This is a genomic window from Streptacidiphilus melanogenes, from assembly GCF_000787835.1.
Lineage (GTDB): Bacteria > Actinomycetota > Actinomycetes > Streptomycetales > Streptomycetaceae > Streptacidiphilus > Streptacidiphilus melanogenes.
Window position 1 is genome coordinate 1 of the sequence record NZ_BBPP01000087.1, and the last position, 12,981, is coordinate 12,981.

Annotated in this window: 16 protein-coding genes; 6 read left to right on the forward strand and 10 right to left on the reverse strand. The window is 69.7% G+C overall.

Going from position 1 to position 12,981, the window contains the following annotated elements; translation table 11 throughout:
* Positions 1 to 379: 379 nt before the first annotated feature.
* Positions 380 to 1,570 (reverse strand): PP2C family protein-serine/threonine phosphatase, encoded by a 1,191-nt coding sequence (locus TR49_RS38815; protein ID WP_042391021.1) that lies wholly within the window; start codon positions 1,568 to 1,570, stop codon positions 380 to 382.
* Positions 1,567 to 3,177, reverse strand: coding sequence for a sensor histidine kinase (locus TR49_RS38820; protein ID WP_084725854.1), 1,611 nt, complete (start codon positions 3,175 to 3,177; stop codon positions 1,567 to 1,569). The genes TR49_RS38815 and TR49_RS38820 overlap by 4 nt, the downstream gene beginning before the upstream one ends.
* A gap of 50 nt (positions 3,178 to 3,227) precedes the next feature.
* Between TR49_RS38820 and TR49_RS46945 the strand changes: the two genes are divergently transcribed.
* Both TR49_RS46945 and TR49_RS46950 read left to right on the forward strand, forming a co-directional pair.
* Positions 3,228 to 3,539: a hypothetical protein gene (locus TR49_RS46945; RefSeq protein WP_152627703.1), complete on the forward strand. Its 312-nt coding sequence runs from the start codon at positions 3,228 to 3,230 to the stop codon at positions 3,537 to 3,539.
* Between the two features lie 34 nt (positions 3,540 to 3,573).
* Positions 3,574 to 4,023, forward strand: a complete 450-nt coding sequence (locus TR49_RS46950) for a response regulator (protein ID WP_042391027.1) — start codon at positions 3,574 to 3,576, stop codon at positions 4,021 to 4,023.
* Positions 4,024 to 4,093: 70 nt separating this feature from the next.
* Here the strand turns inward: TR49_RS46950 and TR49_RS38835 are convergent, their stop codons facing one another.
* From TR49_RS38835 to TR49_RS38845, 3 genes are all read right to left on the reverse strand, one after another.
* Entirely contained in the window at positions 4,094 to 4,522 is a 429-nt protein-coding gene (locus TR49_RS38835) for an ATP-binding protein (RefSeq protein WP_236653743.1), read from the reverse strand.
* A 279-nt stretch (positions 4,523 to 4,801) separates the two neighbouring features.
* A complete protein-coding gene (locus tag TR49_RS38840; protein WP_052434991.1) occupies positions 4,802 to 5,209 on the reverse strand; it encodes an SsgA family sporulation/cell division regulator in 408 nt (135 codons plus the stop codon).
* Between the two features lie 32 nt (positions 5,210 to 5,241).
* The gene (locus TR49_RS38845) at positions 5,242 to 6,093 is read right to left on the reverse strand and encodes an RNA polymerase sigma factor SigF (RefSeq protein ID WP_042391029.1); all 852 of its coding nucleotides are present in this window, start codon (positions 6,091 to 6,093) and stop codon (positions 5,242 to 5,244) included.
* Positions 6,094 to 6,390: 297 nt separating this feature from the next.
* Here TR49_RS38845 and TR49_RS38850 point away from each other — a divergent pair, with 297 nt between their 5' ends.
* The 4 genes from TR49_RS38850 to TR49_RS38865 all read left to right on the forward strand — a co-directional run bounded on the left by TR49_RS38850 (position 6,391) and on the right by TR49_RS38865 (position 10,141).
* Positions 6,391 to 6,756, forward strand: coding sequence for an STAS domain-containing protein (locus tag TR49_RS38850; RefSeq protein WP_042391032.1), 366 nt, complete (start codon positions 6,391 to 6,393; stop codon positions 6,754 to 6,756).
* 264 nt (positions 6,757 to 7,020) lie between these two features.
* A complete protein-coding gene (locus tag TR49_RS38855; protein WP_439654170.1) occupies positions 7,021 to 8,697 on the forward strand; it encodes a PP2C family protein-serine/threonine phosphatase in 1,677 nt (558 codons plus the stop codon).
* Entirely contained in the window at positions 8,694 to 9,785 is a 1,092-nt protein-coding gene (locus TR49_RS38860) for a cobalamin B12-binding domain-containing protein (protein ID WP_042391034.1), read from the forward strand. The genes TR49_RS38855 and TR49_RS38860 overlap by 4 nt, the downstream gene beginning before the upstream one ends.
* A complete protein-coding gene (locus TR49_RS38865) occupies positions 9,782 to 10,141 on the forward strand; it encodes an STAS domain-containing protein (RefSeq protein WP_042391036.1) in 360 nt (119 codons plus the stop codon). Before TR49_RS38860 ends, TR49_RS38865 begins: the two co-directional genes overlap by 4 nt.
* An 853-nt stretch (positions 10,142 to 10,994) precedes the next feature.
* Here TR49_RS38865 and TR49_RS38870 read toward each other — a convergent pair.
* The 5 genes from TR49_RS38870 to TR49_RS38890 all read right to left on the reverse strand — a co-directional run.
* Positions 10,995 to 11,354: a hypothetical protein gene (locus TR49_RS38870; RefSeq protein ID WP_042391038.1), complete on the reverse strand. Its 360-nt coding sequence runs from the start codon at positions 11,352 to 11,354 to the stop codon at positions 10,995 to 10,997.
* Positions 11,351 to 11,776, reverse strand: coding sequence for a hypothetical protein (locus tag TR49_RS38875; RefSeq protein ID WP_063770273.1), 426 nt, complete (start codon positions 11,774 to 11,776; stop codon positions 11,351 to 11,353). The genes TR49_RS38870 and TR49_RS38875 overlap by 4 nt, the downstream gene beginning before the upstream one ends.
* A gap of 44 nt (positions 11,777 to 11,820) precedes the next feature.
* Positions 11,821 to 12,144 carry a J domain-containing protein gene (locus tag TR49_RS38880; protein WP_084725857.1) on the reverse strand — a complete coding sequence of 108 codons (324 nt, stop codon included), beginning with the start codon at positions 12,142 to 12,144 and terminating at the stop codon, positions 11,821 to 11,823.
* Positions 12,141 to 12,464 carry a hypothetical protein gene (locus TR49_RS38885; RefSeq protein ID WP_042391041.1) on the reverse strand — a complete coding sequence of 108 codons (324 nt, stop codon included), beginning with the start codon at positions 12,462 to 12,464 and terminating at the stop codon, positions 12,141 to 12,143. Before TR49_RS38885 ends, TR49_RS38880 begins: the two co-directional genes overlap by 4 nt.
* 237 nt (positions 12,465 to 12,701) lie before the next feature.
* Positions 12,702 to 12,981: Hsp20/alpha crystallin family protein (locus tag TR49_RS38890; RefSeq protein ID WP_042391043.1), on the reverse strand; the 280-nt coding region annotated here is incomplete at its 5' end.

Below are 12,981 nucleotides of genomic sequence, written 5' to 3' on the forward strand. Positions count from 1 at the left end.
GAGCCGGAGTGCAGAACGCGCTGGAGACCCTGGTCCTCGCCGCGTTCGTGCGCGGGATGAGCACCCGCGACGTGGAGGCCGTGCTCGCCGATGCGGTATGCGCACGCAGCAAGACCTCCGGTGAGCGATCCTCGAACCGCCGACCCGGCGCCGACCCCGAGACGGCATCCCGGCGACACCCACCACCGAGGCGGCACACGATCACCACGCGGCACCCTCGTCGAGCCACTTACGCCGGTCCGAGGACGCGACCCGTCCTACCGATTGCGTCGGGGACAAGGTCGCGCAGCAGGGAACGGGCACGGTGGCATGGCAGGCATCGTGCCACAACGAGCCTCACGCACAGAGAAGTTCGCGCTGGTAATCGACCGACCGGGCATCAGATCCGATGCCGGGTGCAGCGTTGCCTCCGGGCGAGGTGGAGGATGGCGATGTCGTCGTTGTGGCGGTCGGCGTCCAGGTCTCGGGTGAGGGCGAGGAGCCGATCCATCTGTTCCCCGGGCAGCAGGGTATTCATGGCGGTCAGCGCCCGGCACAGCCCGTTGGCGCCAAAACGCTCGTCGGTATCGGTGTGACCCTCGATCAGTCCGTCGGTGTACAGCAGCAGTGCGCCCCCTACAGGGAGGTTGAAGTGGGTCGGCTGCCAGTCGGCGTGACCGGGGAGCATGCCGAGCGCGATTCCTGTGGCGGCGGGCAAGACCTGTGCGCTGCCACGGGCGTCGATGAGGACCGGCTCGTGGTGGCCGGCGAGATGCACCGTCGCGCGACTGGCATCGGAGCTGACGGTAAGAGCGGCGCAGGTGGCGAAGGTGTAGTCGTTGTGCTTCTCGGCCTCCAGGACCTGTTCCAGCAGGCGGAGGAGTTCGGTGCCGTGGTGGCCGGCCATCACCAGGGTGCGCCAGGCGATGCGCAGGGCGACGCCGAGGGCGGCTTCGTCGGGACCGTGGCCGCTGACGTCGCCGATGACCGCCTCTACGGTTCCGTCGGGTCGTTGGACGACGTCGAGGAAGTCGCCTCCCAGCAGGGCCTGCTCGCGGCTGGGCAGGTAGCGGGTGGTCGCTTGGACGGGGCAGGTCTCGGGGTCCAGGAGAGGGGTCGGGAGCAGGCCGCGTTCGAGGCGGGCGTTCTCCTGGGCGCGCATGCGGTTGGCGCGCAGTTCCACGGCGGTGTGTTCGACGTGCTTGCGCTGGACGGCGTAGCGCACGGCGCGGGCCAGGCGGTCGGGGTCGACGTGTCCTTTGACGAGGTAGTCCTGGGCTCCGTGGGCGACGGCGAGGGTGCCGTGTCCGGGTTCGGTGCGGCCGGTCAGGACCACCACCGCGGTGAGTGGCGCGTGCTGGAGCATCGTCTCCAATGCGGGCACGCCGTGGCTGTCGGGGAGGTTGAGGTCCAGCAGGACACAGTCCATGTGGTGCGCCGCCACGTGTGTGGTGGCTTGTTCCATGGTGGTGACCCAGGTCAGGTCGTAGAGGAGGTCGGGGATGTCCTTGAGGAGTTCCTCGACCAGCAGTGCGTCGCCCGGGTCGTCCTCGACCAGCAGGAGGCGGTACGGACTTGGCGGCATGCTCATGTTGCGTCCGCTTGGGTCTGGGGCTCGGCGGGAAGGGTGAAGTCGATCTTTGCGCCGCCGTTGTGCTGGGTGTCGATGGTGATGGTGCCGCCGTGGTACTCGACGATCTTCTTGCACATGGCCAGGCCGATGCCGGAGCCAGGGTAAGCGTCCTTGGTGTGCAGGCGCTGGAAGATCAGGAAGACGCGGTCGGCGAAGGCGGGGTCGATGCCGATGCCGTTGTCCGTGACCGACATTCGCCACCAGCCCGCATCCCGCTCGGCTGTCACATTGACCTGGGGCGGACGGCCGGGGGTGCGGAACTTCAGGGCGTTGGAGAGCAGGTTCTGCAGCAGCAGCGTGAGTTGGGTGGCGTCGCCGAGCACGGTCGGCAGTGGGTTGTGTTCGATGGTCGCGCCGGTTTCCTCGACCGCCACGGCCAGGGAGTCGACGACGCTCGTGAAGCAGTCCTCGAGGTCGACTGGCTTGCGCTCCAGGTGGACGCGGCCGACGCGGGAGAATTCGAGCAGGTCGTTGATCATGACCTGCATGCGGTTGGCGCCGTCGACGGCGAAGCCGATGTACTGGTCGGCCCGCTCGTCGAGTTGCCCCTGGTAGCGGCGTTGGAGGAGTTGGCAGAAGCTGGCGACCTTCCGCAGGGGCTCTTGCAGATCGTGGGAGGCGACGTAGGCGAACTGCTCCAGCTCCTGGTTGGAGCGGCGCAGCTCCAGCGCCTGCCCGTCCAGAGTCGCCCTGGCGTCCTCGGACACCGCCAGGGCGCGCACGAGTTCCTGGCGCATGGCTTCGATGTCCCGGGCCAGGGAACGCAACTCCGCGGGACCGGATTCGGAGATCGGGTGGGCGTGGTCTCCGCGCGCGACGCGGGTGGTGTCTGTCGACAGCCGGGCCAAAGGTGTGGTGACGCCGCGGCGCAGGCCAGCGAAGATCATCATGCCCATGGCCGTGATGACCAGGCCGGCCCCGGCCAAGATCCAGGTTCGCAGGGTTCGAGCCTCAGCCAGCTCCCGGCTCGCGGAAGTTTGCGCCTGCTGCAGATGCTGCTGCTGATTGTGCGCCGCGGTGCGCAGTTCGTCGAAGAGGTGCTTGCCAGTGTCTGCGCTGGAGGAAGCGCCGGGGATGGGCGCTCCGGCGGGGACGGCGGCGATGGGGTCGGCGATCTGCCGCTGCCAGGCCGAGGCACGGGCCAGGACCAGGTCGAGGTCCCGGGTCTGCTGCGCGTCGTGCGCGGTCAGTCGGCGCAGGGATGAGGTGACGGTCTGTTGCGCGGCCAGGCCGTTGGTGTAGGGCTGCAGGAAGGCCTTCTGCCCGGTCAGGCCGTAGCCGCGGATGCCGGTCTCCTGGTTGACCAGGGCGTTCTCCAGATCCAGGGCGGCGTTCTGGGCCGGCGCGATGCGGTTGACAAGCTCGTCCGTCGCGGTCGAGGACCGCGCGAGAGTCCAGGTCACCACCCATCCGAGCGCGATCAGTACCGCGGCGGCCGCGCCGACGCCGGCCCGCAGCCATCGCCTCAACGTCCATACCCGCGCGGGCTGTCCGGATTTCACCGCCGTCCCCTTCTCTTGTCCTGCGCTTCGACGCTCTCGTCTTTGGGCGGTCACTCTACACATGTGACAACTGTTGTTGTCAGGACATGCATGCGGTCCCTATGGTGGTGGTCATGCCGGGAAAGCACTTCGACGCCCTGCTGAACGAGCAGGAGATCACCGCCCTCGCGGACACCTACGCCCGCGACGTCGTGCAGCGCATGGCGCAGCAATGCTTCCGCGTTCGCGAGGAAGCCCAGCACGACGGCCAGGAGTTGGCCGTCCTGCACTGTGCCGGCCATCTTCGCGAGGCGCTGCAGCGCCTCGCGGACGCCGCCGCTCAGGAGGCTGCTTCCAAGGGCGCCGGCTACCCCGACCTCGGGCTGGCCAGCGGCATGACCCGCCAGGGCGCCCGGCGCCGCTGGCCCGGCATCCTCCCAACCTGACCCGCACTCCCCCACACCGCAGACTGGACATCCGATGCCCCTCCTTCACGGCGCCCCGCGCGACATCCTCCTGGTGGAGGACGACGCGGCCGACGCCCTGCTGATCACCGACGCGCTGGAGGAGAAAGGCCTGGCCCGCAGCATCACCCGCGTCCAGGACGGCATCGCCGCCCTGGACCACCTGCGCTCCGGCGACGTCCAAAGCCCCGACTTGATCGTGCTGGACCTGAACATGCCGCGCATGAACGGCTGGGAGCTCCTGGACGTCCTCAAGGCCGACCCCGAGCTGCGCTCCATCCCCGTGGTCGTGCTGACCACCTCGAGCACCCCGGGGGATGTCACCACCGCCTACCATCGCCACGCCAACGCGTATGTGACCAAGCCGGTCAACCTCGACGACTTCACCGCTGCCGTCCACAGCATCGACAGCTTCTTCCTGGGTACTGCGACGACTCCGCTCCGCCCCGACGAGCCAAAAGGGTGAACTGAGAGCCCCGTCCGGCGCCTCTCGCCACAGGCACCGCTCGCCGGACTCCTGGCCAGGCGGCGCTGCTTCAGCCGTGGAAGGTGGCCCACACGGTCTTCCCGTGGGGGCCGGGCGTGGTGCCCCAGGCCGCGGCGAGGAGTTCGACGACGTGCAGGCCGTGCCCTCCAGGGCGGGACGGGGTAGCCGGGCGCGGGGCGGGCGGGCGCGGATCGGTGTCCGTGACCGAGACCGTCAGCCGGTAGCCGTCGATCACGACGGCGATCTCGATGGCTCCCCCACCGTGGGCGCTGGCGTTGGCGACGAGTTCGGACACCACCAGCAGGACATCCTCGACGGCCTCTGCGCCAGCCGGGTCGGTGCTCTGCCAGTGCCAGTCGGTCAGGGCCCGCCGGGTGAAGTCCCGGGCGCGGCCGACCGGGGCGGCAACAGCTTGAAGTGAGAGGCGGCGCACCTGGCGGGCGGGCATGGCGACACGGTCGGTTTCCGGGGCGCTCATATCGGCCCCCGTCCCGCGCGTGCGGCCGTCGGCCATGTGGTGCCGGCAGCCGACGGAGGGGAGGCGTAGTCGGGCGCGGCCGGCCATCGGGCCCCCGCGGGGCGCCTGCTGGTGTCGGCTGTCCGCTCGTTCATGGGCAGCGTCTCCCCTGCGGATCGGGACGTCAATCACGGTCAACGGGAGCATAGCCCCACGCCTCCAAGGGTGAGCCGGCTTCAGGAAGCCGAAGGAATCGGACAAGCGGAACCACGGCGGACAAGGCTCTCCTCTTCGATTCCCTCAGTGGGTGCTGCTGCATAGTTGCCGGGCCAGCAGGTCCCAATCGACCAGCCCCGACTCGGCCCCCACAGGCACGAGCCGATAGGTTCTGGTGAGGAACTCCCGTAGGCATGCGCTGCGCAGCGTCAAGGCCACGTGGTCATGGCGGCCACGCAGCATCACCACCGTGCGATGGCGTCCGCGCGGGGAGCAGACGACGTCCCCGTCGCCGGCCAGCCCGTCCAGACCGGCTCTCAGCAGCTCCCGCGACAGCGTCCACACGATCGGCGCCTCCCCCGCGTCCACGGTGGGGAAGCACAGCTGCACGCCGTAGGGGTCGGTGACGGTGTAGTGCAGGGTGCAGCGCAGCCGGGTCGTGGCCCATCCTTCATCGGCAACCCTCATCGTCAGTGGCGCGTACAGGTCCACAACGTCTCCTCGGCTTGCGGGCATCTGCCCCATCAGGCGGTAAGACTTTGGCGGAGAGTGGCGAGGATGGCGGCGAGGAGCCGGGAGACCTGCATCTGTGAGATGCCGATGCGCTGCCCGATCTGAGTCTGGGTCAGTTCCTCAACGAAGCGCATGCGCAAGATGGTGCGCTCGCGCTCGGACAACCGGGCCACCGCGCCCTTGAGGGACAGGACATTCTCTATCGTCTCCAGCGCCGGCTCCGCCTGGCCGAGACGCTCGTGGAGGGAATGGTCGTTATCGTCACCGCTGGGTGTCTCCAGGGTGCCGGCGGTATAGGCGTTGGCCGCGATCTGTCCCTGGATCACCTCCGTGGGGGTGATGCCCATCTTGTCGGCGAGCTCGGTGGTGGTGGGCTCGCGTCCAAGTTCACTGTGCAGGGCCTCACTTGCGCGAGCGAGTTCGATCCGCAGCTCCTGCAGACGCCGCGGCACGTGGACGGCCCAGCTGGTGTCCCGGAAGTGGCGCTTGATCTCACCGGTGATGGTCGGGAGCGCGTAGGTGACGAACTCCAGCCCCCGCTCAGGCTCGAACCGGTTGATCGCCTTGATCAGTCCGATGACACCCACCTGCACGATGTCGTCCAATGACTCGCTGCGGTGCGCAAAGCGGGTCGCCACGTGCCGCACCAGGCCCATGTTCAGCTCCACCAGTGTGTTGCGAACGTAGGAGTACTCCTTGGTTCCCTCCTCCAGACTCCGTAGCCGCACGAACAGCACATCTGTCATCTGGCGGACCTCACCGACCGTCATCCCCGACCAGTCCTCGGGCCGCGCCGGCAACTGGTCCGAGCCGCAGGCTTCGCGGGTCTCGACGCGGGTCTGCTGGATGGCTTCGACAGGCACGGTACTTTCCCCTCCAAGATCCAAACCGCACACAACGAGGCCGCGTCTACCCCGTTTTCCGCAATCCATGCGCTCACCCTGCTGGGCTCAGCCCCGAGTCCGGGCCAAGTCGCCTGGGCCTGCGCAGAGGTCCCATCTGCACAGGCGGCCACATCCGAGGATGTCCGCCCGCCGCCGGGTGCGGCGCCCTTCGGCGGCTTGGCGGGAGCGCCCGTTGTGACAACCAAGGCTGTCGTGTGATCTCTAGAATGTGTCGAGCCGACCCTGGAACCGTCGCCCATCATCCGGAAGGCCGCCATGGACAACCCCGTTGCCGATCCTCAGCGACTGACCATAGCCGTGACCGATGATCCGCGCGGCACCGTCGTCCACGTCGCGGGTGAACTCGACCACGACACCACCGCGCAACTGCAGACCACATTGGAACAGGCCTTGGACCGTGCCGACGCAAGCCGCCTCGTCATCGACTGCACCGCCGTCACCTTCTGCGATTCCAGCGGCCTGAACACCCTCCTGCGAACCCGACGCAGCGCCCTGGCTCTGCAGCGCTCACTGATCCTGGTCGCCCCTGGCCGCGCCATGGTCAGGCTCCTGCGCATCACGGGCGCCGACGCAGCCCTCGACCTCGCCGCCACCGTGCCCGAAGCCCTCGCACGCCCCTGACCTTCTCGAGCCTGCACGCAGCGTGAGCGTTCGTCGAGGCCGCGTTTCCGTGACCAAGGACGACTGCGACCGAGCGCCTGCGGCGCGATACGTGCGGGTGCCGGCCGGCGTCATAGGGCCGGGGACGCGGCCGAGTTGTGACGCTTTCGTGTTGCTCTTCCGGCTGGCTTGCATCCAAGTGGCCAGGTGGGCGACGGTTACCGAGGACCTATGTCGCCTATTCGCTGGAGGGTGGTGAGGTGCGCACGATGCGTGCCTGCGCTTGTGACGACTTCCCCCCGATCTTCCCTGCGGTCCTCGGACGCTGACATCAGTGTCGGTGCGACATGGGGCGACGCCCCTTACCCGGTACTGGTCGCGGGACCCGACGGAACCGTGGTGGCGGTCAACAACGCGGCCGGACGTCTGCTGCCCGGGGCGCGGAGCGGAGACCGGCTGGAGGAACAGGTCCCCGCATGGCTCTACGACGCCCACCGGGACTTCGGCGCGCAGACCCGCGAACGCCGGTCGAAGCCGCACTACGGGCACATCAACGGTCGCTTCTTCGAAGCCCATCCCACGCCGGCTACCGACGGCGACGTTGTGTGGTGGCTGGTCGACGACACCGACCGGCGTCTGGCTGAGACCGCATTGGAGGACGCGCAGTCGCGTTCTGCGATCCTTTCCCGAGCCTCCAGCGCGCTGTTGTCCACCTTGAATCTGCAGCGGTGCATGGAGGTGACCGCCGCCATGGCCGTCCAGCACCTCGCCGACGCCGCTGTTCTCGTGGCGCCGCCACAGGGCCGACGCCTCCAGCTGACCCACGCGGGACGGGGCGGTCCCGTCGTCCAGAGCCTGCAGAACGTCCAAATGGCCAGCGTGCCCGGCCTTGCCGAGGCACTGCAGGGTTTTCCCCCGGTGCCGGCCCGCTGGATCAACCCCGACGAGATTCCCGGCTGGGCGGTTCCCAACACGTTCACCGGCCCGGTCGGATCCGTCATCGTCACCCCTCTGCCCGGCCACGGCGTCCCCGCCGGAGCCCTGATCCTGCTGCGGTCAAGCACCGAACAGGCCTTCACCGAGGGTGAAGAGGTCTTCGCCCGCCTGTTCGCCGCACGGGCCGGCGCCGCCCTGTCGGCCGCCCGTCTGTACGGCGAACAAGCCGCGATCACCACAACTCTCCTCCAGGACCTGCTGCCTCCCGCGCTGCACACCGTGCACGGGGTGGAATACGCAGGCAGCTACCGAGCCGCGATGGAGCACGAGCGTGTCGGCGGCGACTTCTACGACATCCACCCGGCGGCTACTCCCACCCAGGAGACCCTCGTCTTGCTCGGCGACGTCGCGGGCAAAGGTCTGGATGCCGCCGTGCTCACCGGAAAAATCCGCAACACCCTGCACGCCCTGCTCCCCCTGGCCGACGACCATCAGCGCGTGCTGCAACTGCTCAACGGAGCGTTGCTGACCTCTCACCACACACGCTTCGCGACCCTCGTGCTGGCCTCCGTCCGACGCCAGGGAGACGAAACACAACTGCGCCTTACCAGTGCCGGGCATCTGCCACCGCTGATCGTCCGCGCCGACGGAGCCGTCGAGGAGACACCCACCTCCGGGACCCTGGTCGGTGCGCTGCCGGAGGTCGCCGCCCGGACCGTGGACACGGTGCTCGGCCCCGGCGAAACCTGCCTGCTGTACACCGACGGCATCACCGAGGCCCGCGGCGGCCCGCTGGGTGACGAGTTCTTCGGCGAGCGGCGCCTGCAACGGGCCTTGGCGGAGTGCTCAGGCATGCCCGCCGAAGCTGTCGTGGAGCGGATCCAGATGCTGGCCACCCAGTGGATCGGCAGGGCGGCCCACGACGACATGGCCGTTGTGGCCATCAGCGCGCCGAACCCACGATCACTGACCGTCACTCATGGGCAGGGCATCGTGATCCCCGTCGGCAGGAGGAGCGCCCGGTGAGCCACGCGCCCGCCCCATCCGTTCTGGCGGACCGGCTGTGGCACGCCGTGGCCGAGGGCGACGAACACGCTGCAGCCCGGATAGTGATCACTTCGGTGGCCGCCGGCGTGTCGGCCGAGACGCTGCTGCTGGAGGTGATCGCCCCGGTTCAAGCAAGGATTGGCGTCGAGTGGGCCGCCGACCGCATCACCGTCGCCCAGGAACACGCCGCCACCGCCATCAATGAGCGCGTCATTGCCCTGCTTGCCCACCACCCCGACGGCGCACCCGACACGGGACATCGCGGGCGGGTGATCGTGACCTGCGTGGACGGGGAATGGCATGCACTGCCGGCCCGGCTCGTCGCCGAGGTCCTCGTGCTCCACGGATGGAAGGTCGACTACCTCGGAGCGCAGACCCCCACCCCGCACCTGATCGCGCACCTCCACCGAGTCAACCCCGACGCGGTCCTGTTGTCCGGATCGATCCCCACCCACCTGCCCGCCGCCCACGCCGCCATCACCGCCTGCCAAGCCGTCGGAGTCCCCGTCCTCGCCGGCGGCCGCGCCTTCGGCCCGGACGGCCGCTACGCGCGGGCCCTGCACGCCGACGGGTGGGCAGCGGACGCCCGCGGTGCCCTCGCTCTCCTCCAGAAGCACTCTTCCCGACCGGACCCGTCAACCATCCGCCAGGCGGTCGACGATCTGCCACACCTGGCCGACCAGGAGTACACACTCGTGACCCGAACCCGGGCCACGCTGGTCAAGCAGGCCCTCGCCAACCTAGAGGACCGCGTCCCCGCGATGCGCGACTACAGCGACCTCCAACGCGAACGCACCGCGGAGGACCTCGCGCACATCGTCGACTTCCTGGCGACCGCCCTCTACGTCGACGACTGCGATCTCTTCACCGATTTTCTGACCTGGACCGCCGATATCCTCGACGCCCGGAAGGTCCCGGCACGCTCCCTGGCCGCCGCACTGGAGGTCCTGGCCGAACAGCTCCATGACTTCCCTCGCAGTCTTCACCTGCTCGGGCAGGGCACCACGGCCCTACACCAACACACGCCTGGTCTTGTCACCCACTACGACACGAGCGCCCTGGCATGAACCACCTACCGCCCACCGAGCTCACCCTCACTCTGCACCGCGAACGAGCCACCTTGACCGTTCACATCAACGGCGAACTCGACTTCGACACCTGTTCGGGGCTGACCGACACCGTCATCACGGCTCTGGCTTCGAACGACAAACCCCTATGGCAGGTTCGACTGGATTTCAGCAGCCTGGCGTGCATCGACTCGTCCGGCCTCTCGGCGCTCCTCATGATCCACAGGCGCACAAGCGCCCTGGGTGCCACCCTGTACCTGGACAACCCGCCGCCCTCCATGCAGCGCATGCTGCGGATCACCAACGTCTGGGACCACCTCACCGCCCCGCCGGACAGCCCATCGGAAGGCCCCTAGCCCTCGAAGCTGTCCTCCAGTTCTGTTTGGATCTCGCTTGGGCTGGGTGTCTGCGCTGTCTGGGCAGGGGGCGATGGCAGGGGGTGCAGATGCCGGTCGAGCAGTTCAGCAGGGCACGGAACGGTTCCTAGTGTTCGGTCGGATGCTTTTCCCGTTCGTGATCACCGCGTAGCTCGTTGCAGATGACGCACTGCATCGCACTCCCCTCCGGACGCCGTTCCCCGACCCGCACGGGCTTGCCGCAAAGGCAAATCGCGTCCTGCGGAGCTTCGCTGGCGCCGTCAAAGGCGGGATAGCAACGTACACAGATGATGTGACGAAGCCGGTCGTCATCGCTCACGGAGCGCCCTGGGTCCGTTGTGGCTCTCGCGGCGGAGGCGGGCGCCTTGACGGCGGTCACTGCGAGACCCGAATCCGCGGGCCGCTGTGCCGCGCCGACCCGCACGCCCCCAGGCTCAACGGCTGGCTTCGCGCCACCCGGGAACCGAGCGGCCCGGCCACCCCCAGGTCTTGGCTTCTGCATCGCAGTACGCCTCCTTCCTCCGAATCCCTCGCGCCTACCCCATCTGCCCGTGATCAATAGCCCACTTGCGAAGAAGGTCGGGGCGGCTGACGTCCCGCCGCGGTGAAACGTCCACTCCTGCGAGGCCGATGTGCAGCTCCTGCGGCGGCTTCACCTGGCCCAGCGCTCGGTGCAGGACTGTCGCCCAGGCCGGCGCGGTGTCGCGGCGATGTCGGCCGGGCCAGCAATCTGACACACGACCGCCGCGAGCAGGTGGCAGATCTCGGTGGACATACCGGGAGCCCGGGCTGCCTGAGGGGTTCATGGCCGCCTCCTTCCGGGCGGGGCCGGTCACAGACCGATGGGGCCGGTGTAGACGAGTTCGGCGGCAGCGTGCTGGGCGCGGCGCAGGTGGGCGGCGGCCTCCTGGGCGGCGGCGATGGCCTGGCCGAGTTCGACGGCGATCTGGGCCTGCACCCGGGCGGGGACCGGTGGGTCGGACAGGACGGCGAGCTGGTTCTCGGGCATCGCGTTGAGCGCGGCCGCAGCCTGGTGGAGCGTGAGGGGGAGTTGTTCGAGCAGGCCGGCCAGCGCGCCGAGGGTGTGGTGGGCGTCGGTGGGGTACGGGTAGGCGCCGGGGCGGGCGGTGTGCTCGGTCAGTGCGCGGACCTGGTCGGCGGCGGCGCAGGCGAGCTCGTGCGGGGTGGTCATCGTGGCCCCCGATCGCTGGCCTGGGTGGTCGGTGCGGTGTCGGTCCAGCTGCCCGGGCCGGGTGGGCCGGGCTGGACGGGCTGGCGGTGGTCGCGGGCGGCGAGCATCGGCGCGTGGCGGCGTTCGGGGCGGTGGCCCACCGGGTCGGTGACCGCCTCGCGGGGGGTGCCGCCTGGGCCGGGTGGGACGGGAACGGGGCGGCGAGCCAGCAGCCGGCCGACCCAGTGGCGGCCGCATCCGGGACAGGGCAGGGCGCCGCGCGGAGTGTAGGGGGATTCAGAGGGGTGACCGTCGAGGGCGAAGTACTCCCATTCGGCGCTGTCGGGCCCGGTGTGGCGCTGGACGTCGAAGTCGACGCTCCACTGGCGCCAGCAGTGCCCGCAGGTGAACTCCACCCGTTCCACAGCCAGCTCGGTGATCACGGTTCCTTCACCTCCCACGAAAGCCGTGGGGCCTGCCCCCGGTTTCAGGCCGGGGGCAGGGGTTGGATGCGGACCGGTCCCGCCACGATGGTTGCTCCGCGCGGCCGCGGACTGTGCGTCGACGGTGGCGGCTGCGTGGCCGGGTCGGGTGGCGGGGCGGTCCGATCGGCGTCCTGCTGGATCAGGCGCCGGTAGGCGTCCACGACGCGGGCGAGGTGGTCGGGCGCGTCGGGGCGGGGGTTGGTGTCCGGGTGCAAGGACTTGGCCCGGGCCCGGTAGGCGCGCCGGACCTCGGCCTGGCGGGCTCCGGGCTCAACACCGAGCACCCGGTACGGGTCCGGTGGCGGCCCAGGGGGTTCGCGCGTCATGGCCGGCTCCGGCCCACGCCGGTGGCTTGCTCTTGCGTGCGGAGCGGCGGGCTGCGGACCGTGCCCTCAGCCCACGCCGGGACCGTCCGGTGGTCACCGGTCGGCGACCGGCCGCAGGGAGGGGCCAGGCGCCGAGTCGACCCGGGGGACGGTCCTGGCCGGCCGTCCGCAGGCGGCGGGGCATCCGGGGGCGGGACGTCGGTGTCGGGGTGGGTGAGGGCGGCGAACTCGGCCGCGGCCAGCTCCGGGTCGGCGAGGACCAGGTCCCAGAACGCCTCGTCGACGGACGCCTGGACGGCTTCGGTGGTCTGCGCGGTCATGGGGTGCACCTCGCAGGTGACGGGGGTGCCGCACGACGGGCCCCGGGGAGAAACCCGTCGGTCCGCGCGGCACCCGACCCTTTCCTGGGGGTTCCAGGCCCGAGGGCCTAGGTCGGGCCTGGAGCTTGATGGCCCGCACCTTCTGGGGCGGGGCGGCTTGTCGGGGTGCCGCGCGGGCGGTCGGGGGGAGTCCGCCCGCGCGGCACCGTTTCCTTGGGGGCACCAGGCCCGATGGGGTCAGGCCTGGAGTTCCTTGCGGTCGCTGCCGCCGCTGATCTGGATCTTGCGGGGCTTGGCGGTCTCGGCAACCGGGATCGTGAGGGTGAGCACACCGGCCTCGTAGGCGGCGCTGATCTTGTCGGTGTCGAGGGTGTCGCCGAGGAACAGCTGCCGGGAGAACACCCCGAGCGGCCGTTCGGAGACCTGGACCTCGGCGCCGTCGCCGCGCTGCGTGGGGCGGCGTTCGGCCTTGACGGTCAGCACGTTCTGCTCCACGTCCAGGTCGATCGCGTCCGCG